The 21628-nt window shown below is 38.8% G+C and carries 19 protein-coding genes; 17 read left to right on the top strand and 2 right to left on the bottom strand.

The annotated features are described in order from the left end of the window. Positions 1-655 precede the first annotated feature (655 nt). Together PHU20_RS15840 and PHU20_RS15835 are read left to right on the top strand one after the other, a co-directional pair. Positions 656-1117, top strand: a complete 462-nt coding sequence (locus PHU20_RS15840) for a mobile mystery protein A (protein ID WP_274826380.1) — start codon at positions 656-658, stop codon at positions 1115-1117. Then, complete coding sequence (locus tag PHU20_RS15835; protein WP_274826379.1) at positions 1108-1704, top strand: mobile mystery protein B; 597 nt, start codon at positions 1108-1110, stop codon at positions 1702-1704. The genes PHU20_RS15840 and PHU20_RS15835 overlap by 10 nt, the downstream gene beginning before the upstream one ends. Before the next feature lie 352 nt (positions 1705-2056). Here the strand turns inward: PHU20_RS15835 and PHU20_RS15830 are convergent, their stop codons facing one another. Continuing rightward, positions 2057-2434 carry a winged helix-turn-helix transcriptional regulator gene (locus tag PHU20_RS15830; RefSeq protein WP_274826378.1) on the bottom strand — a complete coding sequence of 126 codons (378 nt, stop codon included), beginning with the start codon at positions 2432-2434 and terminating at the stop codon, positions 2057-2059. A gap of 83 nt (positions 2435-2517) precedes the next feature. Here PHU20_RS15830 and PHU20_RS15825 point away from each other — a divergent pair, with 83 nt between their 5' ends. From PHU20_RS15825 to PHU20_RS15775, 11 genes are all read left to right on the top strand, one after another. Beyond that, entirely contained in the window at positions 2518-3345 is an 828-nt protein-coding gene (locus PHU20_RS15825; protein WP_274826377.1) for an alpha/beta hydrolase, read from the top strand. Between the two features lie 781 nt (positions 3346-4126). Continuing rightward, positions 4127-4567, top strand: coding sequence for a VOC family protein (locus PHU20_RS15820; protein ID WP_274826376.1), 441 nt, complete (start codon positions 4127-4129; stop codon positions 4565-4567). Positions 4568-4895: 328 nt separating this feature from the next. Then, a complete protein-coding gene (locus tag PHU20_RS15815; RefSeq protein ID WP_274826375.1) occupies positions 4896-5531 on the top strand; it encodes a class I SAM-dependent methyltransferase in 636 nt (211 codons plus the stop codon). A gap of 12 nt (positions 5532-5543) precedes the next feature. Further along, entirely contained in the window at positions 5544-6443 is a 900-nt protein-coding gene (locus tag PHU20_RS15810) for a bile acid:sodium symporter family protein (RefSeq protein WP_274826374.1), read from the top strand. A gap of 604 nt (positions 6444-7047) precedes the next feature. Continuing rightward, the gene (locus PHU20_RS15805; RefSeq protein WP_274826373.1) at positions 7048-7773 is read left to right on the top strand and encodes a hypothetical protein; all 726 of its coding nucleotides are present in this window, start codon (positions 7048-7050) and stop codon (positions 7771-7773) included. Positions 7774-7867: 94 nt separating this feature from the next. Then, positions 7868-8323 carry a GNAT family N-acetyltransferase gene (locus PHU20_RS15800; RefSeq protein WP_274826372.1) on the top strand — a complete coding sequence of 152 codons (456 nt, stop codon included), beginning with the start codon at positions 7868-7870 and terminating at the stop codon, positions 8321-8323. 589 nt (positions 8324-8912) lie between these two features. Further along, on the top strand, positions 8913-10019 hold the full coding sequence (locus PHU20_RS15795) for a TIGR02391 family protein (protein WP_274826371.1): 1107 nt from the start codon (positions 8913-8915) through the stop codon (positions 10017-10019). A gap of 136 nt (positions 10020-10155) precedes the next feature. Next, positions 10156-11025: a hypothetical protein gene (locus PHU20_RS15790; RefSeq protein ID WP_274826370.1), complete on the top strand. Its 870-nt coding sequence runs from the start codon at positions 10156-10158 to the stop codon at positions 11023-11025. Positions 11026-11290: 265 nt separating this feature from the next. After that, positions 11291-12475 carry a porin family protein gene (locus PHU20_RS15785; RefSeq protein ID WP_274826369.1) on the top strand — a complete coding sequence of 395 codons (1185 nt, stop codon included), beginning with the start codon at positions 11291-11293 and terminating at the stop codon, positions 12473-12475. A 135-nt stretch (positions 12476-12610) separates the two neighbouring features. Continuing rightward, complete coding sequence (locus PHU20_RS15780; protein WP_274826368.1) at positions 12611-13165, top strand: hypothetical protein; 555 nt, start codon at positions 12611-12613, stop codon at positions 13163-13165. Positions 13166-13386: 221 nt separating this feature from the next. Continuing rightward, the gene (locus PHU20_RS15775) at positions 13387-13596 is read left to right on the top strand and encodes a DUF5655 domain-containing protein (protein WP_274826367.1); all 210 of its coding nucleotides are present in this window, start codon (positions 13387-13389) and stop codon (positions 13594-13596) included. A 156-nt stretch (positions 13597-13752) separates the two neighbouring features. On the opposite strand, the gene PHU20_RS15770 is transcribed toward PHU20_RS15775, so the two are convergent. Continuing rightward, positions 13753-14700, bottom strand: a complete 948-nt coding sequence (locus PHU20_RS15770; protein ID WP_274826366.1) for a hypothetical protein — start codon at positions 14698-14700, stop codon at positions 13753-13755. 480 nt (positions 14701-15180) lie between these two features. Here PHU20_RS15770 and PHU20_RS15765 point away from each other — a divergent pair, with 480 nt between their 5' ends. The 4 genes from PHU20_RS15765 (at position 15181) to PHU20_RS15750 (ending at position 21583) form a co-directional block, all read left to right on the top strand. Next, positions 15181-16581 (top strand): sulfatase family protein, encoded by a 1401-nt coding sequence (locus tag PHU20_RS15765; protein ID WP_274826365.1) that lies wholly within the window; start codon positions 15181-15183, stop codon positions 16579-16581. Positions 16582-17095: 514 nt separating this feature from the next. Then, on the top strand, positions 17096-17455 hold the full coding sequence (locus PHU20_RS15760; RefSeq protein ID WP_274826364.1) for a hypothetical protein: 360 nt from the start codon (positions 17096-17098) through the stop codon (positions 17453-17455). Between the two features lie 511 nt (positions 17456-17966). Further along, complete coding sequence (locus PHU20_RS15755; RefSeq protein ID WP_274826363.1) at positions 17967-20774, top strand: alpha/beta hydrolase family protein; 2808 nt, start codon at positions 17967-17969, stop codon at positions 20772-20774. Positions 20775-21235: 461 nt separating this feature from the next. Beyond that, on the top strand, positions 21236-21583 hold the full coding sequence (locus PHU20_RS15750) for a hypothetical protein (protein WP_274826362.1): 348 nt from the start codon (positions 21236-21238) through the stop codon (positions 21581-21583). Positions 21584-21628 lie beyond the last annotated feature (45 nt).

Here is a 21628-nt window from a genome sequence, read left to right as displayed (position 1 = left end):
CCGGATTACCAGTTTTGCCGTTGATGCAAAATGGGGTGGTCTTCCCCTAAACTTTTGGTTGAAAACCGGTTGATAAATGCATTATGCCGTTAACACGATTTACCCTATTTTACGGGTATTGCTTTTAATGCCGTAAAGCAAGCTGCCCCAGCAACGGCAGTTAACGGAAACCAACCCAATAAACCCAAGCCCTTTTTACGTAGGGGCGCAACTTCGATCGATCGTTTTACGCACACCGGTACCCGTGGCCCAAAAGGGCGAACACCCTTGAGCGGACTTCCCAAACACCTTGGGGGATCCCCCAATAATTTTCATACGTATACTTCACCTTTTTTATTATGGAAATAGGGGGAAGGCTGTCTTGTTCCAAACAAGGCAATTACAAATAAATAACGGGAGGGCATTCCAGATCGCTAAAAGGAATGGTTTTCATAAAGTATTAGGTTGCAAAAGTCTTTTATACCCGAATTTGGGGGTTAAAGATGTATAATATAGGTATATAAACAAGTTGGCTTTAATTTAAAGATCAACACCAAGTAAACATTTAAGTTTACTTTTTTTATATGTTGTAAACATATATATTGACTTTATTGTATATTTGTAAACAAATGCGTTTACATTATTTATAATTTGTAAACTTAAATATTTACATAAAATGAGAAATAAGCGAAAACTTTTAATCGAGCAATTGGACCATAAGCTACAACCATTCTCTGAAAGTAGAAAGGTCCTGGTCCCAGAACGTGGATGGATAAATACTATTCGAACTACACTTAATATGACCATGGCCCAACTTGGTACCAAACTAAATATTACAAGACAAGGGATAAAAAGAATTGAGGAAAGTGAGGCTAATGGCACGATAACACTCAATTCCTTAAAAGATGTCGCCATGGTAATGGATTTAAAGTTGGTTTATGCACTGGTCCCAAAAAATGGAACAATTAACGATTTGATACAGGAAAAAGCAGATAAACTGGCCCAAAAGATAGTGTTACGGACCAATCAAAATATGAAATTAGAGAACCAAGGAATTGGAGATGAGAAGATAGCCGAAACTATAAAGGAACTTGCTAATGAAATAAAACGGGAAATGAGAAAGTCATTATGGGATTAGAACTCGATTACAAAGATGGACAAACACCATTAGAAGAAGAAGAGAAGGATGGCCTTAAAATAAAATCAATTACCACTCAAGGAGAACTGGATGAATTTGAGCAACTAAACATTGAAAAGGCAGTTGAATGGACTATTCACACAAAATTAAAAGCTGAAAATATTTTGACAGAAAAGTTTATTAAAGACTTACATAAAAAAATGTATAGTGATGTGTGGAAATGGGTAGGTGAATTTAGAAGAACTGAAAAAAACATCGGAATTCCCTGGACAAAAATTAAACTTGAATTAAAAAATTTACTCGACGACACAAAATATTGGATAGAAAACAAAACCTACTCACCAGAAGAAATTGCAATTAGATTCAAACACAGAATAGTATCTATTCATTGTTTCCCAAATGGAAATGGCAGACATTCTAGGATGATGGCCGACATAATTATGGAATCGATATTTGGAAATGAAATATTTTCGTGGCATCAGTCTAATATGGTAAAAGCAAACGAAATTAGAAAAGAGTATATTAATGCATTAAAAGAAGCAGACAATGGAAATGTTAGACCACTAATTGATTTTGCAAAAAACTAAAGCCAACAACGGTAATCGTTGCACAAACCCTTGAGCAGCAAAAAAGAGACCTCTTTTAAGCCCTTTTTAGGGGCTTTATGTTTTTAGGCCACTGGGCAATCTAGATTTTTAGGGAAGCCTACAAGTGTTCTTTCAAGTTCATGGTACCTGTTTTTTGTAAAAAATGACAAAGCAAGCATTCCCACCCAACTTTTTGGGTGTTTTTAAATGGATTCCAGTTGCTTTTCGGGTAAAGTTTAAAACCGTTTGATAAATGCTAACGTCAGGGCTAAGCCGAAAAACTTCGTATATTTTTTGTAACTGAAGGTTATAGGAGATTGTTAGCTATATGCTGGAACCAACCCTTTAAAGATCATGAAATAGAATCAACGGAAATTTCTTTTCCTTCTGAATATAATTTTCCCCAATCGCATAAACGTTCCAAAATGGGAACTAAATCGTTCCCTTTGTTTGTCAAAATATATTCTATGCCAACTGGAACCATATTTGGAATTTTAGTTTTCATCAAAATAGCATGGGTTTCCAATTCCTTTAATTGCCTTGCCAAAACCGTTTCCGAAATATTGGGCAACTCTTTTTGTAATAAATGAAACCGATTATTGCCTTGGGAAATCGAATATACAATCTGGGATTTCCACCGTCCACTTATTATGGAAATTGCGGAATTGAGTTCGCAAACTTGAAATAAAAATCGTTCGTTTATAGAATTGGTTGAATTTTCTTTTCTCATAATCAACGGGTTAAACACTAACAATTTTGTTGGTCATTGCATAAAAAACAGTCTTTTATGACCTTTGACAATAATACAAAAAAATGAAAAACTTAATTTTAGCAACACTCTTAACGCTTATTTGTCAAACAATTTTTGGTCAAGAAATATTCCGGATAAATTCAAATCATTTAAACGAAAAAACGCCTTTTATTGTCCAAAAACCGGACAATTATCGACCTTCAAAAAAATATCCTTTGGTGTTTATGCTTCACGGATACAGCGAAAATTACGAGCAATGGAGCAAAACAACGGATTTAAGAAAGTTGGCGAACGATTATCAAATGATTTTGGTTTGTCCTGAAGGTTTTGTGAGTTATTATTTGAACAGTCCGAAATTAAAAAAATCACAATATGAAGATTTTTTCTTTCAGGAACTTATGCCTGAAATCGAAAAAAAATGGAATATAGACTCCAATAATATTTTCATTACCGGGTTAAGTATGGGAGGTTATGGAGCTTTAAGGCTGTTCATCAAAAATTCGGACTTTTTCAATACCGCAGCTTCAACAAGTGGAGCGCTTGAATTGGATTACGATGATTTTAAGAAGATCAGCCTAATGTTCTTTAAAAGTGAACGAATGACCAACGATTTGGAAAAAAGTTTGGGAAATCCGACTAAAAACGACTGGAATCAATTGAGCATTTCAACTTTACTCGAACAAAATTCAAATTTCGATAAAGGATTTTTACTGGATTGTGGTTTACAAGACCCCTTACTCGGGAACACCTTAAAAATAAAAGAATTGGCATTATCGAAAAATCTGCCCATAAGGTTTGCCACCCAACCGGGTGAACATAATGCTGAATATTGGGGAAAATCCATTGAATACCATTTTGTCTATTTCAGACAGCATTTGAAAACGGAATAAAAACCAGTGGTTAACCACCGGTAACCGTTGCACAAGCCATTAAATTGTAGCATGCCGAATTCATATATCCCGCTCTGCCAAGTCTGTGACTTCGTAGCGTATTGCGTAAGTACGTGGTAAATAACCCTCGCTAGCGCGTGCGTCACGCTCGTGCCCCCGCTAATGTACGCGCTCTAGCAGTGCGAAGTTTGCAACTTCGCACTGCTGAAAGTTTTAAGTTTGACGATAGTTTTGATGATGAAATTGAAGAAGCCGCAAAACTTTATTACTTGGTCTTTAACGAAAATAAATAACGCTTGCTGACAATAGTAACCATTACACAAGCCCTTGATATGTAAAAAAGCAGCTCATTATAAGACTTCTTAAAGGGGTCAGCTTTTTGATTTGCAAAATTGAGTTTTCGCACCCCGCTTTTTGAACGTTTTTCAATGGATTAAAGGTGCTTTTTCAGGTTTTTAGGCCTAAAGGGCTTCCTTTCACCTATCCAAAACCATGGCATGATTGCAGAACCTATTTATCGTTCTCTAAAAAATGGATGTTCGGTAGTGGTACGCTCAACAAGCAATGGGCGAACAGCTTTTCCTGGGAATCCTTTTAGCCTGGCTTAGCTAACATTATGGTCGATTTTTCGATTGACAATTAGCATCACGGAAATTTTCACTAACTTGTATATCAGGTACATAAGCTTAATTATGGGCCCAACCAACCTTCCCACTGCGTTTTATTTTAGCCAAAACGTTGAAAATCATTTATATCAATAATTCAAACTAAAAATAATATCATGACAACAGTAAACACGTATTTGACATTCAAAGGAAATTGCGAGGAGGCCTTTAATTTTTATAAAGCAGCATTTGGAGGCGAATTTGCCTATGTAGGTAGATTTAAAGATATGCCACAGGACGACCCTAACTGCAAGGTAGACGTAGCCGAACACAACAATATTATGCATATTTCCCTTCCTATCGGAAATACCGTTCTGATGGGAAGTGATGCTGGAGGTGAATGGGCAAAAGGAATAACAGTAGGAAATAATTTTTCAGTATCCATCAACACAGATTCACAAGCAGAGGCTGATAGACTTTTTAATACACTTTCAGCGAATGGGCAAATAACAATGGCTATGAATAAAACATTTTGGGATTCTTATTTTGGAATGTTTACTGATAAATTTGGAATACAATGGATGGTAAGTTTTGATCCAAATCCAAAAGAAAAATGAATATGGAAAATGAAAAAATGAAATACCGGTTTGATTTTGGATACCTGCCGACTTTTTTCTGCTCTGGAATGTAATGGGTATTGTTTCATTCTTTGCACATACTTTTATTTCTGAAGAAGCCTTAGCCGTATTACCCGAAAATGAAAGGGTACTTTATGGAGACTACCCGCCCCCGCTGGCGCGAGCGTCACGCTCGTGTCCCCGCTAATGTACGCGCTCCAGCAGTACGAAGTTTGCAACTTCGCACAGGTGAAGTAAACGATGTTTTGCGCGTTTATAAACGAGTTATGTAGTAGTTTATTGAAACGATTACTATTCAAACAATACGATGAAACTATTGAACTTAATTGGCAAGCAGATGCAATACCCAAAGGGATTTTTTGGTAAGGTCCTATTTGCGTGGATGACACCAAAGACTATTGCTCATGCTCGGTGGACTGCCGACCTTCTGGATATTCAGCCGGAAGACAAAATTATTGAAATCGGTTTCGGAAATGGTGCGAACATTAAATTATTATTGCAAAAAGCAATCAGAGGTTCTGTCACAGGAGCCGAAATATCGAAGACCGCAATCGAAATGGCATCTAAGAAAAACGCCAAAGCCATCTCCGAAGGCAGGGTTAAATTACATCTGGCACAAGGCAATGCAATTCCTTCAGAAAATAATGTGTTTGACAAAGCATGTAGTGTAGCCACTGCGTATGTGATTGAAGATCCGGGGGCGGTTTTTAAAGAAATGTTCCGTGTTCTCAAACCTAAAGGACGAGCAGCCATTACCTTTCCTGTTCGGGAAAATTTCATTCGCTTTAAACCGGTAGCAACAGAAGGTTTTTATCTCCATGAGCTTGTAGATCTCGAATTAGCATTCCGTAATGCGGGCTTTGTCAATTGCCGAACCGAACGCAATGACCGGGTAAAATTTGGTGCTCATTGTATGCTTGGTGAGAAACCGACAATCAACTAATGAGGGCTTCAAATGGATGACATTAATCAAATACCTTTTAATTTCGATCCTCGAATCGGCATGATTGTCGGCGTCATGGTTGGGTTTCTGGTCTTTGCAGTAGCTCTTGATCTGACACGGGAACAGCTGCTGAGCGTTCTTAAAAGACCGAAGGCACCTACCATCGGACTTGTTGCTCAGTTTGGAATTCTCCCTGCCATTGCCTTTTTGGTCGGTCTGTATTTGACCAAAGCACCGAGTATTGCTCTTGGACTTTTACTTGTCACTTGTTGTCCAGGTGGAGCTCTGTCAAACTATCTGACGGGGGTTGCCAAAGGGGATGTGGCTACTTCCATAAGTATGACAACGATCTCTACTCTTTTCAGCATCATTCTAACACCAGTTTTATTCGCTTTTTGGGCATCCCTGAATTCTTCCACACTTGCTATAATTCAGAATATCAGCATGGATCCGCAACGGGTTATCATTACTTTACTGATTATGTTGGTTATCCCAGTTACAGCCGGAATGCTTTTGCGAGCCAAGCGTCCCGATACTGCCAATCGCATCCGCAAAGCAGTACGATTAATAGCTGGAATCGTATTTGCAGTGATTGTTGCAATGATAATTGGAAGCAACTATAAGTCCCTTGCTCTTTTAGCGCATACTGCATTATTTCCTGTCGTTCTCACATTCATAATCGCAGTCGGCTTAGGTTGGGGAATCGGATCGCTGGCTGGACTTATGGCAGCGGAACGTAGAGCAGTGGTAATTGAGGTTGCATTCCAAAATGTTGCCCTCGCTATTGGGTTGGGAATTACTTTCTTCCCTTCCCTTGCTGGTATTGCAGCCGTATCGATATTATGGGGAATTGTACATTTAACATTGGGAACTGGTCTTGCACTCCTATGGAGCCGCATCAAGTCTAAATAACACGAAAAATCCAATAGAAAAGAAAGCCGAACGCATAAAATAGGCTATAACAAATGTGGTCGAAAGTGCTAATATATAAGCAATTACACAAAATAAATAAAAGCTAAACGGATAGGTAAGCCCCCGCTGCCGCGTGCGTCACGCTCGTGCCCCCCGCTAATGTACGCGCTCCAGCAGTGCGAAGTTTGCGACTTCGCACTGCTGACCATAGATGCAAAATGGGGTGGTCTTCCCCTAAAATTTCATGTGATAACCGGTTGATAAATACATTATGCCGTTAATACGATTTGCCTTACTTTAGGGGTATTGTTTTTTATGCCGTAAAGCAATCTTCCCCATGAACGGCAGTTAACGGAAACCAACCCAATAAACCCAAGCCCTTTTTACGTAGGGGCGCAACTTTGATCGAACGTTTTACGCACACCGGTTCCTGTGGCCTAAAAGGGCGAATACCCTTGATTGGACTTCCCGAACACCTTGGGGAAGCCCCTAGCATTTTCATACGTATATTTTCCCTTTTTTATTATGGAAATAGGGGGAAGGCCGTCTTGTTTTGTATAAGACCGCAACGAAAAAGTAACGGAAGGCCAAAAAAACAAAAGATATGATCAAATTCTTTAGACGTATTAGACAAAAGTTAGTCACTGAAAACAAATTCAGTAAATATTTGATTTACGCAGTTGGGGAAATCATTTTGGTCGTTATTGGAATTTTAATTGCTCTGCAAATCAATAATTGGAATAGCAACAGATTAGAAAAAGAATCGGACTCCCAATTAATAGGAGCATTAATTACTGATTTAAAATTAAAAAATGAAGAACTTATTTCTGATTTAGAATATGGTAAATCACTTATTGAAAATACTGATAACATCATTGAGTTTTGGGCAAAAACAAAAAGCATCGACACGCTACATCTTAAATCCGCAATCAACGGACTTGGAGACGACAGAGGTTTTCTCAATGAAAAATCATCAGTATTGGAAGGTCTTACAAATTCTGGTTTATGGAAACGACTACCAGATAGTTTAATTAGGGAAATAGATGATATTTATAGATTTAAACTCGCCGCGGTCAAATCATCATTTGAAAAAACTACTGAATATGCGTCGCATTGCAAACTGAATTTTCTTATACCGAATGGGCTCGCCGACACAAAACTGAATACAGTGGAAATCCATTCCATAGTTACTGAAAAAAATATGGAATTTATTTCAAGTTTAGAAGTCTTTAGAGGTGGAATTTATCTCTTAAACAATAGATTTGAAGACGCCTCGAAAGGAATAATTGAATTGACTGAAAATTTAACCATTTATCAATCGGAATTATAAAAAATAACTATGGCTGATAACGGTAACCGTTGGAAAAGTCTGCAACTATTCATTCACTAGACCGATGTGCTTAATTAAAATGTACCACAAAAAAATGATTGAAAGACTCCAAAATAAGGATATGCAAGTATCTGAAAAAATACGTTCAGTTTTTCAATTATCCTATAAGATTGAAGCTGAATTATTGAATGCCACTGATTTTCCTCCGTTGAAAAGACCACTGGAAAATTATGTGAATAGTGAAACGGAATTTTTTGGATACTTTAAGGAAAATGAACTTGCGGGAGTTATTGAAATTACACATAATGACAACCATACACATATCAACAGTTTGGTGGTCTCCCCAGATTTTTTCAGACAGGGAATTGCAAGGAAATTAATGGAATTCGTTTTTAAAACATTTGATTCGAAACTTTTTGTTGTGGAAACCGGATTAGAAAATGGACCAGCGACTAAATTGTATAAGAAATTTGATTTTAAAGAAGTTAAACAATGGGATACGGACCATGGAGTCAGAAAAATAAAATTTGAGCGAAGAATAAATAACTAAGCCCCCACTAATGTACGCGCTCCAGCAGTGCGAAGTTTGCGACTTCGCGCAGCTGACCACTGGTGCAAAATGGGGTGGTCTTCCCCTAAAAATTTCAGTTGATAACCGGTTGATAAATTCGTTATGCCGTTAACACGATTTGCCTTACTTTAGGGGTATTGCTTTTTATGCCGTAAAGTAATCTTCCCCATGAACGGCAGTTAACGGAAACCAACCCAATAAACCCATGCCCTTTTTACGAAGGGGCGCAACTTTGATCGAACGTATTACGCACACCGGTACCTGTTGCCCAAAAGGGCGGACACCCTTGAACGGACTTCCCAAACCCCTTTGGAAACCCCCAACCGTTTTCATACCCCTATTTCCCCTTTTTTATTATAAAAATAGGAGCAAGGCTGTCTTGTTTCGTATAAGACCGTTCCTAAAAAATAACGGAAGGGCCTTATTGCTAACTGCAAGGAAAGATTGCAAAAAAGTGATAGGTTGCCGTTACCATGGTTATGGGTTTATGGGGCCGGTAAACGATGCGTTTTACACGGATATAAACAAGTTGTGCATAATTTAACCAAACCGCAAACATCGAGACTAAATGAATATAAAAGAGCATATTGAAGAAAGGCTTTGGAATTTTATCAAAAAAAATTACAACTCAGAAAATTATACAAATGCTATTCTAGATTCAATTCAGTTTTTAGGTGATTTGATAAGAGATAAATCAGGATTGGAAAGTGATGGTCAGTCTTTAATCGGAAGTGCTTTTGGTGGAGTAAATCCAAAAATTAAGATGAACAAGCTTAAAACCGAATCTGAAAAAAATATACAAAAAGGAACAGAAAGCATCTTAAGAGGTATCTATTCTTCATATAGAAATCCTCGTAGTCATTCGAAAATTGAGGATAGTGAAGAAAATGCTATTGAAATAATAATATTCATCAATCATTTATTAAAACAGTTGGATAAATCTAAAGGTAAATTCACAACTGAATTATTCTTAGAAAGAGTATTCGATGAAGATTTCGTTCAGACTCAATTCTACTCAGATATTTTAGTAAAAGAAATTCCTAAACAAAAGTTTTTTGAAATAGCAATAGAAATCTTTAGACAAAAGAATAATGGAAAAATCAATAATATTAAACTTGTTTGGGATAGTATAAACAAAGGCTTGTCAGAGGAAGAGAAAAAGGAATTATTAAACATCGCATCTGAAGAGTTACGATATACAGATTCATTGGATACAGTAACAAAGTGCATAGCTCTTTTTAAGAATAATTGGACAGATTTAGATGCTGATTCTAAGCTTCGTGCTGAAAATAAATTAATAAAGAGTATTGAATATTCGGAAAAAGACATACTTGGTAGAATGAACCAATTCGGAAAAGCTTCCGCTTGGATAATACCCATAATGAATACAACGATTCTTAAGCCAAGTATAGCTAAAAGCGTTTATAATTCTTTAAACTCAAGAGTTGATAATAGACAACGTTATGTTTTAGACGTATTTCATTCTTATTTTGAAGATTTCGATAAATTCTTGACTGGAGAATCATTCAATAATGTCCTTAAAAACGAACTTAAAAATGGAAATCCAATAATTTTCAATTTTATAACATTTCATTACGATGAAGAAAATCGATTAGAATTTAAAGACTTAATTGACAATTTCGTTGATAGGAATGATGACGGATTTCCATTTTAAAAAACTATGCCCCCGCTGGTGCGAGCGTCACGCTCGTGTTCACGCTAGGTAAGCGTCACCCCTGTCTGTCATAGGCAGGCTCGTGCCCATAAGGCGTATATAACATAGTCCGGATAACGATCAATACGATATGGATATGGAAATAAAAGAAGTTGAACTCATTGTATTTTCAATTAAATTAAACGATGATTCCCTGCTTTATATGAAATTTTATAAAACGGGAACCATCATACGACAAGGGGTGGCGGCAGCCCCACCGGTACTATCGTCCGGAATTGGGTTTAATAAGGATGAGAAGTATTTCCGTACCCTTTTGTCATTGATTCCAGGAAATCTTCTGGATCGTCCCTTGGGCCATGAAGACAAAATCATCAACGATAGTGTAGAATATGTAATTGCCTTTTTTGCGGCCTCCGATAATGGTTTTACCGAGGAACAGGCCCATTGGACCAAATCTACCGGAGTACGGTTTTTGTTAGACTCCAAGAGCAGTACCAGAAATGAGGTGTTGGGTTTTGTTGAACGGTTTACGATGCAGGCGGTAGCTTTAACAAACGAATGGTACTTTGATATCATGATGAAGGGCCATTTTGATATGCAAAGTCCACTTCTGACCAAAAACGATATCATTACCTTACCCAAGTCGGAAGAAGAAAAAGAAAGGGACTACCAAAATTATATTGAACAATCGGTTTCCAAGATCAATGGGAATTGGAATATACAACCCTTTATAGACGGTAAGGTTTATCTAGGAACCGATCAAAAGGAATATTCCCCAAGAATAGACGACAGTACGGGAAATTTTAGGATTCTATTTGTCCCAAGGGAACTAAGTGGTCTTCGAATGCACTTTCCGAAAGCGAAAAATACGAACGGTAAAAAAACAAACCTGAATAAACCTAAAGCTAAAAAATTACAGCAAAAGCCCATCAAAAAACCGAAGGTTGCAATGAGTGCCAAACAAGAAGTCCGTACAGCAAGGAAATGGTGGGAGTTTTGGAAATAATTAACCATTGGGCCAGAAAATACCCCCCACTAGTGCAGGCGTCACGCTTGTGCCTGCTTTGAAAACCCTGTGAAATCGGTATAAAACACTAAAGCCCATAGGATTGGGGTTTAAAATATATAGTTGTCCTATCATGATATCAAATCTTAAATAAGTAACCGAGATGAGTGAATAAATAAGTAGTAATACAACGTTTTCATGCACCTAAAATCAAAACTTTTTAATGCATTGTCATAAATGATAATGAAACTAAATACAGTAAAAAATGACAAAAAAATATGCTAGACTTGTGATTATATTGTTAGTATTCTTAAGTCAAAAAACTATAGGACAAGAATATTTCACTTCCGGTTATATCGTAAACAAAGAAGGGGATACGATACAAGGATCTATTGATTATAGAAATAATTCCCTGAACCGAATAAGGTTTAAGGATTTAAAAAACGGGACTATCAACTCCTACACCCCCGAAAGCATAATTGCCTTCAAAATTGATAATGACATCTATAAATCAGCCAATATTGAAACAAATACCAGTTCTGCGCCAGTATTTTTAAAGACTATTGTACAAGGAGAAAAAAGTTTGTTTTCCTATGAGCAATTAAATGAGCGTATTGAATTTTATATCAAGAATAATGAAGAGTATATACTACTGGTTTTTAATAAAGAGGCGTATACCCTTAAAAAAAATGAAAAATTCAAAGGTCAATTGACTTTTTATTTGAATGATTGTCCATCAATAAATTCACATACAGAAAGGGCTTCATACAATGCCGCTAGTTTAGGGAATGTCTTCGAAAAATATTACGAATGCACTGGAAACACGGTAGATTACAAAAAAGACACAAAAATTAAAATAGAAAAAGGCGTGATTGCAGGGGTATCGATTACTTCTTTGAAATTTAATGACAATGATACGTCACCATATCTAAATTCTAAGTTCAAAACTTCAACGGATTTTACAGGCGGTGTATTTTTTGATATTTCTTTATCCCAAAAAGAAAAAAAATGGTCCTTATACAATGAAATCCTATATTATTCATATAAAACATCAAATGAATATGAGGACATTGAAAATGAAAATATATATACGACTACCAATACAAAAATCAGTCATTCATTCATCAAAATGAACAATTTGGCACGATACAATTTTCCGGTAGGGAAGAACCTTTCAATGCATTTTAATGCAGGTTTAACGAATGGATTTGTAATCACCGAAGAGAATTATAAAAGAGTTGAAAGAAATGTTTATTCCGTTCAAACTATAAGTACGGGTCCGGCGCTCTCGTTTCCGAGAAATCATGAATTTGGCTATATCCTAGGTTTGGGATTGAAAAATAACAGACTTACTTATCAAGTTAGATATGAAAACACAAGTGGTGTTTCGGGCGATAGTGCTGTTTCATCAATGCGTAAATTTTATTTACTTATTGGTCTAAGGATCTAATCTCAAAATAGTAATGAGTCATGCCAAAAATCGTTGCCTCCACTAGTTCGGGCGTCACGCTCGTGCGAAGCCGAAGTAATGTGCCTGTCTGCCTTAAGCAGGTTCGTGCCTTGCCATTGAAAACTATTTGAAACCATGAATAAATTACTTATACCAATAGCCAGTGTACTTCTTTTCCCTTCTTGTCAGGAGAAAGGGAACACGGTTTCCGTTTCAGCACCCCATGAGGGTACCGATTGGACATTTGAAAAATTGAGCCTTAGGGCCGATCGGCATCTAGACAGTGCCCAATGGGATTCAAAATTATTGGAACAGGACATAGCGAACTATGAAGCCTATACGGAACTATTTAATAGCTTTCCTTTGAATAAATCCCCCTTTCCCGTTGCTACCTATGACTATGCCGTATCTAGCATCCCCTTCACCATAGAGACGGAAGGAGCTGTGTTCAAGGGGGTACGGATCGGGGCATACGAAACCCCTGAAAGCGAAAACAGCATCGACAAATTGACATTACTGGTCCTGACCAATGACAAAGCGGCCGAGGAAAACACCTTGGTAGAATCAAGAAACTACCCTTATTTGACCGCCCAAGGAACTTTTTACGTACAGCACAATGCATTGGATTGGGTATTTGCCGCAAGTCCGGATGGGTTTTCGACCTTAATGGTGAACATGAAACTTTTTTGATCTAAGATTTGGGGAAACGGTCGTTATTTATCCCCAAAAAGATAGATCCTTCCGGTATACACAAATCAAGGACTCACCCAGCAAGTATAAGGACTTCGCAGCGTTCAAGAAGAAAATACTGGATACGCCCAAAGTAAGAAACCAACTGGCGTCTGGGGGGAACATCAACTAAAATACGCCCCCGCTGGCGCGAGCATCATGCTCGTGCCTAGTAAAGAAATGTGATAGATATACATCCTCAGAAAAAAGCACTGAAAATGTGGATAAACATGTCTTTAGGTGAACTTGAGGACCCAAAAGGAATTACAAGGGATGTTTCAAAAACGGGACATTGGGGAAATGGTCATTATGAATTACAAATAAGTTCAGATGAAGATTTAGAATATATTTTAAGCTTAATAAAACAGTCAGTTAAAAAGAATAAAAAGTAAAGAAATATTGGCTTAAACCCCCGCTAGCGCGGCCAGCCTGTGCTAAGCCAAGTAAAAGCATCACGTTCGTGACCGGTAAGCGTAAGAATAATATTCTTTTGAGTTGTAAACATCTTAGGTTTTGTCCTCGATTGTTTCTGTATACAAAAGGTCGCGCTATTTTTGTTTATAGAGAACATCTACTTCCTCTTTTGTTTTCGAAGCTTTTTCTTTTACAAGACTAAGTAAAAAATTTACGTGTGGCCATACTTTACCATTGCTCCTTTCGCTATAGTCGTAAGTGGATTTCATTTTATGATCTACTATGATACTGCTAGGAACTGCGTTGTAGCCATAATCCAATAAAACACTACTGTCTACAATATAATATTCCAACTCCATACCATACGCTCTGCTTTTTTCTACCATCGATCTTAATATCTGGATATTTGATGTTTTTTTATCGCCCTTTGCCAAAACTAGAACTATCTCAATATCATCCCTTGCGTTTTTTTGGGCATAATCGACATATTTAAGTAGAGGAAAACAAGTAGCAGCACACCCATATACGCTTCCATTTATATGTACTATTTTCGTTTTGTTTTCATTAAGTGCAAATAATTGCTCAAATTCTTCCGATGTGATTTCCTGTCCTTCAGCAGGACTAAGTGATGACTGAGGTAGGTATAATAATTCGATTTGCCCGATAGTTTTATTGGAATCCTTGTTGACATACTCCAACAATTTTTCTTTTTGTCTTTTAGACGAAGAATAAGAGGTCCACGAGGTTCTATGTACATGGTCTATAACATAACATTCCGTTTTGTTTCCTAATATATATTTCAGTATGTCTTCGTGCGGAATTTCATAGTATTTGATTTTTAATCCATGCCTTTCAAACCATTTCAGAAACGCAGTTTTTTCAGTTTCATTTTGATGGCTTATTATTGGGTATATGTTCAAATTTTTATTTTGATTCAGGTAGTCTAAAATAAGAAGTACCCTTCGCGATTCCAGGTTAGACCACCCACCATTAAAATGAATAACATTGGTCTTGTCTTCAACTTGCCTAAATAAGGTCTCCAATTTATCCAAGGTAATTTTTTCTTGGGCTACTAATGGCAAAGTGAAAATAATTGCAATGATCGTAAATAGAAAATGGTTTTTTGTCAATGGTTTTCTCTTTAATGTGGTTTCTATAATTGTTGTGATGGTTAAATTAAATATACAAATTAATAGTTACCTCTTATTAAATACCTGTTATTTAAATGTTATGTATTGAAGCCTAATCATTATCGTTAATCAATAATTAACCCCGCTGGCGCGAGCGTCACGCTCGTGCTTTAATACCAGCGCTGCGAAGTCTGTGACTTCGTAGCGCTTAATGATATGGGGCGAAGTTGCAAACTTCGCACAGCCGAGTATCACAACGGAAGGGTATGCCAAATTCACTACCGGGAAGGCTAAAGCGGTTATAAACACTTTCTTATGGCGCATTGCCTGAAAATGCAATAAGATGCCGTTAAAACGGTGATTTGCTTTTTTTAGGCAGGTAAACGATGTACTTTAGAGCGATAGCTACAAGTTAGCCTACAATAAGATACAATGAAAAGATACGGACCGAGCCTCATCATTCTTTTGTGCATTAGTTTATTGAATAGCAGTGAACTATTTGGACAAACACAACAACCTAATTTTTTGATTCTCCTTGGGGATGACATAAGTGCCAAAAATATCGGATGTTATGGGTCTGAAAACCCAAATACGACACCCCATATCGACAAGTTGGCCAATGAAGGTATTTTGTTTAAAAACATGTTCGTATCGGAAGCTATTTGTGCTCCTACAAGGGCTGAATTATATACTGGGTTAACGCCCAACAGCAATGGGTGTAACTTTAATCACGCGGCAACTAAAAAAGGGACCCTGAGCATTGTCCAACATTTAAGTTCATTGGGTTATCGGGTGGGATTAACGGGTAAAAGGCACTTTAGTCCGGCATCGGTATACCCTTTTGAGTTTATAGACGGTTTTTCCAAAAATGCCAATTATAACGGAACACCTCCTGAGCGCTGGGATGGGGTTGAGGAGTTCATGAATCGGGATAAAAATCAACCGTTTTGTTTGATCATTTGTTCAGTACATGCCCACGCCCCGTGGAATGCCGGTGACAGTTCCTTTTGGGATCCAAACACGGTGGTGCTCCCTGAAAATTTTGTCGATACCAAAGAAACACGGGAGTATTTTACCGAATACTTGGCAGAAATACGGCTTTTTGATCAACAGGTAGGTAAGGCCAGAAAGCTTCTTGAAAAGAACGATCTGGATTCCAATACGGCACTTATCGTCTTGGATGAAAATGGTGCCGGTATGCCAGGAAGTAAATGGACTACCTATGACATGGGGGTGAGGTCTGCCTGTATCATGAAATGGCCAAATCGCGATAACACGAAAAGGGTAACAACGGCCATAACACAGTATTGCGATATCTTACCGACATTGATCGATGCTGCGGGCGGGGATGTCCCTTCAAATCTGGACGGAAAGAGTTTACTGCCGATCATAAGGGAAAATGCAACAACACACCGGGAATATGCTTATTTCTTATATAACAATAAGAAAGAGGGTCCGGAATATAAAATGAGGGCGGTAACTGATGGGCGGTTTAAATTGATCTGGAACCGATCACCCGATAGTCTGTATGCCATTCGTGTCATAAACGGATTTGATTATGGTTATGTAGATAAAATGGAAGACCGTCATGTACGTAAAATGTATCTTTCCTGGCTTGCCAAAGCCGGGTATGATCAAGATGCGGGCAACATCGTACAACGGTATAGAAAACATCCCGAGTTCGAACTCTATGACCTCAATGAAGACCCAGAGGAAATGAACAACCTTGTAAACAAGCCCGAACTTGATCCTAAACTGAACGAACTTAAAAACGTTCTCTTAAAATGGATGGAGGATCAGGAAGACCGTTTTTTGCCCCCAAAGAAAACCTAAAAAAGATCCCCGCTGGCGCGAGTGTCACGCTCGTGTCCCACTCTGCGAAGTCCGTGACTTCGTGACATGAGTGAAATAGCCCAGCGTAATGGTATGGTGCGTAGTTGCAAACTTCACACAGCCGATTATAATAAACTTTTTGTACCTTAAGAGGTAGATTAAGGGCGTATTTGTGCGATTATGAGGTAGTTGGCGGTCTTTTAAATAATGATAGGGTTTTAAGGAACAATCAAGTGTTATGGAAAAAGCGTATAGAAATGTTGGATATATTTTTTTACTGTTCATACCATTAACATTTTTAGGGTTTTATAAAACGTATTTTGTCTTGTCACCGGAATTTGAAGGAACAGTGGATTTGTATACGCACCTTCATGCATTGGTAGCTTCCATTTGGATTACACTTTTAATCACCCAGCCGTTACTGATTAGATATAGGAATTTTAAACTACATCGTTTTTTTGGAAAAATTTCCTATGTCGTTTTTTTCGCTTTAATACTTTCTTTTATACCACAAATGATTAAGGAATACGGGAAGAACCTTATTCCACTAAACGCCGGTTTTGACATTGTACTCTTGGTATTGTTCTATACCCTTGCCATAAAACATAAGAACAAAGTTGCTATTCACATGCGATATATGATAGCCATTGCATTGATTTTTATTGGACCGACATTAGGTAGGATTATCTTTATTTTATTGGGATGGGAGGGTTTAGGTTCTTTCCATATCCCATATGTGGCTGTCATTGGTATTCTTCTCGGTTTAATAATTTGGGATAAAAAGAATAATAGAACATTTAAACCGTATGTAGTGGCGGTAATAGCTTTCATTAGCTATTTGATTGCGCTGTATACCATTAATGTGAATTTATAGGAAAATCAATCCATTGAACTATCGACACTACTTGACGCTCATTTAAAGTCAGAATAGCATGAAAAAAATGCATCCTCTCTTCAGAAAGCAAAATTCCCTGGGATTTTAAAGAATCCCGATCTGCGAAGTCCGTGACTTCGTCGCGTATTGCGCAAGTACGAGAGTAAGTGACAAGAGTAAAATAGCCCAGCGTAATGGTTTGGTGTGAAGTTGCAAACTTCGCACAGCCGAATGACTTCCCAGTAGACTAATATCCGCAAGCACGAGCAGCCTGTACTGAGCGAAGTCAAGCTACCTTGGGCCGGTTCGTTCCCGGCCATGGTACTCCAAAAAGCGCAACCCTTTGGACCAATTTTCCCAAAATCGTAGTGAACCCCCGAAAAATTTCCATGGTCATCCCTATTAACCCTTCCTAAATAAGAATGGCACAAAAATGTGATCATTTTGGGTTGCCCTCCAAGCTTGTTTTTCCATTATTCCTATATTTGGGTTTGCCAACTAAACCCAAAAGATGAAAAGACTTGTACCACTATTCCTATTGCTTATTTCCGTTTCCGTTTTTGCCCAAAAAAAGGCATTGGACCATTCCGATTACGCCTTATGGAATACGATCAAAGGCCCAACGATGGCACCGGATGGATCCCATGTCCTGTTTTCTCTGGAAAAAGGGGAAAAGGATAATTTCCTCAAAGTGAAGGATACCAAAGGCAAGACCGTATTTGAACATGAGCGAAGTTCAAAAGGAAAGTTCACCTATGATTCCCATTATGTGCTGTTCACCATTGAAGCTTGGAAAGACAGCGTAATCGCCATGAAGAGCAGAAAAACAAAAAAGAAGGATCTTCCCAAGGACACCCTGGGTATCCTGGATCTGAAAACAAATGGTTTGACCAAAATCGGGAACGTAAAATCGTATAAATTTCCCGAAGAATGGTCGGGTTATGTGGCGTATCAATTGGAGGAGATAACCAAGAAAAAGGAGCAGGATGACGATGGGGAGGAAGAAAAAGATTCCGTCCCTGAAAAAAAGGAAAAGAAAAAGAAATCCAAAAAAGTCGGTAAGAAAACCGGCTATCATGTGGTATTGCTTAATCTGGATACCCAAAAAGAGGATACGTTGAAATTCGTGACCCATTTCACCTTTGCAAAAAAAGGGAAATGGTTTGCCTATACGTCTACCGGAGCCGATAAAGAGGCCGATGCAGGTGCCTATGTCATCAATCTTGAAAATGGGGAAAACAGCAACATCCACAGTGCCCAAAAAGCGAAATACGATCAACTGCAATTCAGTGATTCGGGTAAATATCTAGGTTTTACAGTCGATACCGATACGACCAAGATCCAGGTAAGGCCCAATGCTTTGTACCTATGGGAAGCAGGAAAAAACAGGGCCGAAAAACTGGTCGATTCCGAATCCGCGCCCAAGGGGTATCTGGTCTCCTCTGATGGTAAAGTGAGTTTCTCCGAAGACGAATCAAAACTGTTTTTCGGGTTGCGGAAACCCCCGATTGTCAAAGACACCACCCTTACCGATGAAGAAATCGTAAACGTTGAGGTATGGACCTACGATGAGCCAAGGCTCTACACGGTTCAAGAGCTGCAGTTGAAAAACGATACCATACGATCGTTCCAAACCGCTGTTCATCTCAAAGATAAAAAGTTGGTGCCGTTGGCAACGTCCGACTATCCGAACAGTGAGCTTGGTGATGAGGGCAATGCCACCTATACGCTCGTTGGCACAACGCTACCCTACGAATTGGAAAGTCAATGGAAGGGCTATCGTGAAAATGACTATGCCGTCATCAACACCGCAACAGGCGAGACCAGGATGGAAGTAAAACAGTCGCCCCGTATGCGATTGAGTCCCAAGGCAAAATACACCTTTGGCTACAATGCCATCGACAGTACCTGGTTTACGTATGACATCGATTCAAAAGCCTACACGACTTTGACCAAGGGGAAGGCCTTTTATGATGAATTGAACGATTCCCCCAAATTTCCATCGCCTTATGGGGTGGCCGGTTTTACCGAAAATGACGCTTCGATTATTTTGTACGACCGCTATGACCTCTGGGAATTCGATCCCAAATCAGGTTCGGGAACCCGATTGACCAAAGGCCGTGAAACCAAAACGAGATACCGATACGTGCAACTTGACGAAGAGGAACGCTTCTTGGATCCGAAAGGAAAATGGCTATTGAGCACGTTCAATGAGGAAACCAAATACTCGGGGTATGCCTCATTTGCCCCTAAGAGCAAAAAGCTGGTTTCCTTGATTTCGGGACCCTTTCGTTATGCGAATGCAAAAAAAGCGAAATTGAGCGATCAATTGCTGTTTACAAAAGAATCGTTTGAAGTGTTCCCCGATCTGCATACGAGCGACATGGGTTTTAAAAAGACCACCATACTGAGCAATGCCAACCCACAGCAAAAAGACTACAATTGGGGTACGATCGAGTTGGTTGATTTTACCTCACTCGATGGTAAGGCCCTAAAGGGGCTATTGGTAAAACCTGAAAATTTTGACCCCAAGAAGAAGTATCCGTTGCTCGTGAACTTTTACGAACGCAATTCCGACAACTTATATCGCCATAGGGCACCAAGGGCCGAAAGATCATCGATCAACTATAGTTTTTATACGAGTCGTGGGTATGTGATCTTTAATCCCGATATCGAATATCGTGTGGGTTACCCGGGTGAGAGTGCCTACAATTGTGTGATTCCGGGTGTTACTTCCTTGATCGAAAAAGGTTTTGTCGATAGGGATAATATCGGAGTGCAAGGGCACAGTTGGGGAGGGTACCAAATTGCTTATCTCGTTACCAAGACCGATATTTTCAAGGCTGCGGAATCCGGGGCACCCGTACCCAATATGATCAGCGCCTATGGCGGAATTCGCTGGTGGACGGGTCTTAGTCGCCAGTTTCAATACGAGCATACACAAAGTAGGATCGGGGGTACGCCTTGGGAATACCCTGCGCGGTATATCGAAAACTCCCCCATCTTCAATATAGACAAGATAAATACCCCGCTGTTGATCATGCATAATGATGCGGACGGACATGTACCTTGGTATCAAGGCATCGAATTTTTCGTGAGTCTTCGTCGTTTGGGAAAACCTTCATGGTTCCTAAATTACAACGGAGAACCGCATTGGCCGTTAAAACAGCAAAACCGAAACGATTTCAATATCCGCATGGCACAGTTCTTCGATCATTATTTAAAAGGAGCGGCAAAACCCGTTTGGATGCAAAGAGGGGTACCTGCCATGGAAAAAGGGATCAATCAGGGATTGGAGCTTATGGAAACCGAAGAATAGCTATTTATTTCAGTTCCAAAGCTTGGACACCATAGCCTTATGGGAACGAGACAACATTTACCATTGTTGTAACCGGATACAAACTCAAATCCGTACATGGATCTGAAAAATTGTCGGGTATGCCATCCATAGTGTTTGCCTTATTTTGTGTAGGGAGCAGCTTGGATGACTTTCCTGTGCGTGAGGGCATCCTGTGCCGATCGCTGTCAAAGCCCTGTGCTTTGCACAGTCGAAGCATTACGTCTGTTTGCCTGTGACAGGCTTGTTCCCTATCTTGAAGTAGGTAAAAATTACTTTTTTGTGTCGGAATTATCTTTAAAATCATTCAGCATGTTCTAGCGTTAATAAGTTGTTAAGCCGTATGAAATTCGATAAAAATGATTAATTTCAACCTTTTAAAATGCCATAAGTGACAGTTCTGGTATAACTATAAAGCTATTATTGGGAACAATATAAGTAACATGGATTATAAATTTACGAAAGGAACAGAACTTCTTTTGGTTGATATAAGCGGGCAATTTGCCTTGGAACCTTTTAGGGAATTGTTGAAAAAAATAGGTTCCGAAGTTGAGCGCCAAGTAATCATAAACGGCTCTTTATTGCAGAATTCCCATCTTTCCTATGAAATTAGATATGAATTGGTAATTGCTGCGAATAAATACCTGAATGTAGGAACACACTACGCGGTGGTATGGCCTGTCAAGAACATTAATTACTATACGATCGATACCTTGAGCCGTCTGGGCATGTCAATTAAGATATTCCCCAATTTGGTCAAGGCCAAAAAATGGCTGCAAAGCCGCCCTTGAATACAAGACGGTTGCCCCGACAGTACCGGCATCATGATCGTGCAC

Origin of the sequence: Maribacter polysaccharolyticus (assembly GCF_028882255.1) — a bacterium.
GTDB lineage: Bacteria > Bacteroidota > Bacteroidia > Flavobacteriales > Flavobacteriaceae > Maribacter_A > Maribacter_A polysaccharolyticus.
This window is presented reverse-complemented; position numbering and strand designations above follow the sequence as displayed.

Excerpts from the sequence above, each read along its gene's own strand:
- PHU20_RS15785 (WP_274826369.1), top strand. The coding sequence starts at position 11,291 with ATGACAAAAAAATATGCTAGACTTGTGATTATATTGTTAGTATTCTTA.
- PHU20_RS15835 (WP_274826379.1), top strand. The coding sequence starts at position 1,108 with ATGGGATTAGAACTCGATTACAAAGATGGACAAACACCATTAGAAGAA.
- PHU20_RS15760 (WP_274826364.1), top strand. The coding sequence starts at position 17,096 with ATGATTAAGGAATACGGGAAGAACCTTATTCCACTAAACGCCGGTTTT.
- PHU20_RS15795 (WP_274826371.1), top strand. The coding sequence starts at position 8,913 with ATGAATATAAAAGAGCATATTGAAGAAAGGCTTTGGAATTTTATCAAA.
- PHU20_RS15830 (WP_274826378.1), bottom strand. The coding sequence starts at position 2,434 with ATGAGAAAAGAAAATTCAACCAATTCTATAAACGAACGATTTTTATTT.
- PHU20_RS15820 (WP_274826376.1), top strand. The coding sequence starts at position 4,127 with ATGACAACAGTAAACACGTATTTGACATTCAAAGGAAATTGCGAGGAG.
- PHU20_RS15800 (WP_274826372.1), top strand. The coding sequence starts at position 7,868 with ATGATTGAAAGACTCCAAAATAAGGATATGCAAGTATCTGAAAAAATA.
- PHU20_RS15810 (WP_274826374.1), top strand. The coding sequence starts at position 5,544 with ATGGATGACATTAATCAAATACCTTTTAATTTCGATCCTCGAATCGGC.
- PHU20_RS15815 (WP_274826375.1), top strand. The coding sequence starts at position 4,896 with ATGAAACTATTGAACTTAATTGGCAAGCAGATGCAATACCCAAAGGGA.
- PHU20_RS15750 (WP_274826362.1), top strand. The coding sequence starts at position 21,236 with ATGGATTATAAATTTACGAAAGGAACAGAACTTCTTTTGGTTGATATA.
- PHU20_RS15790 (WP_274826370.1), top strand. The coding sequence starts at position 10,156 with ATGGAAATAAAAGAAGTTGAACTCATTGTATTTTCAATTAAATTAAAC.
- PHU20_RS15755 (WP_274826363.1), top strand. The coding sequence starts at position 17,967 with ATGAAAAGACTTGTACCACTATTCCTATTGCTTATTTCCGTTTCCGTT.
- PHU20_RS15825 (WP_274826377.1), top strand. The coding sequence starts at position 2,518 with ATGAAAAACTTAATTTTAGCAACACTCTTAACGCTTATTTGTCAAACA.
- PHU20_RS15840 (WP_274826380.1), top strand. The coding sequence starts at position 656 with ATGAGAAATAAGCGAAAACTTTTAATCGAGCAATTGGACCATAAGCTA.
- PHU20_RS15765 (WP_274826365.1), top strand. The coding sequence starts at position 15,181 with ATGAAAAGATACGGACCGAGCCTCATCATTCTTTTGTGCATTAGTTTA.
- PHU20_RS15780 (WP_274826368.1), top strand. The coding sequence starts at position 12,611 with ATGAATAAATTACTTATACCAATAGCCAGTGTACTTCTTTTCCCTTCT.
- PHU20_RS15805 (WP_274826373.1), top strand. The coding sequence starts at position 7,048 with ATGATCAAATTCTTTAGACGTATTAGACAAAAGTTAGTCACTGAAAAC.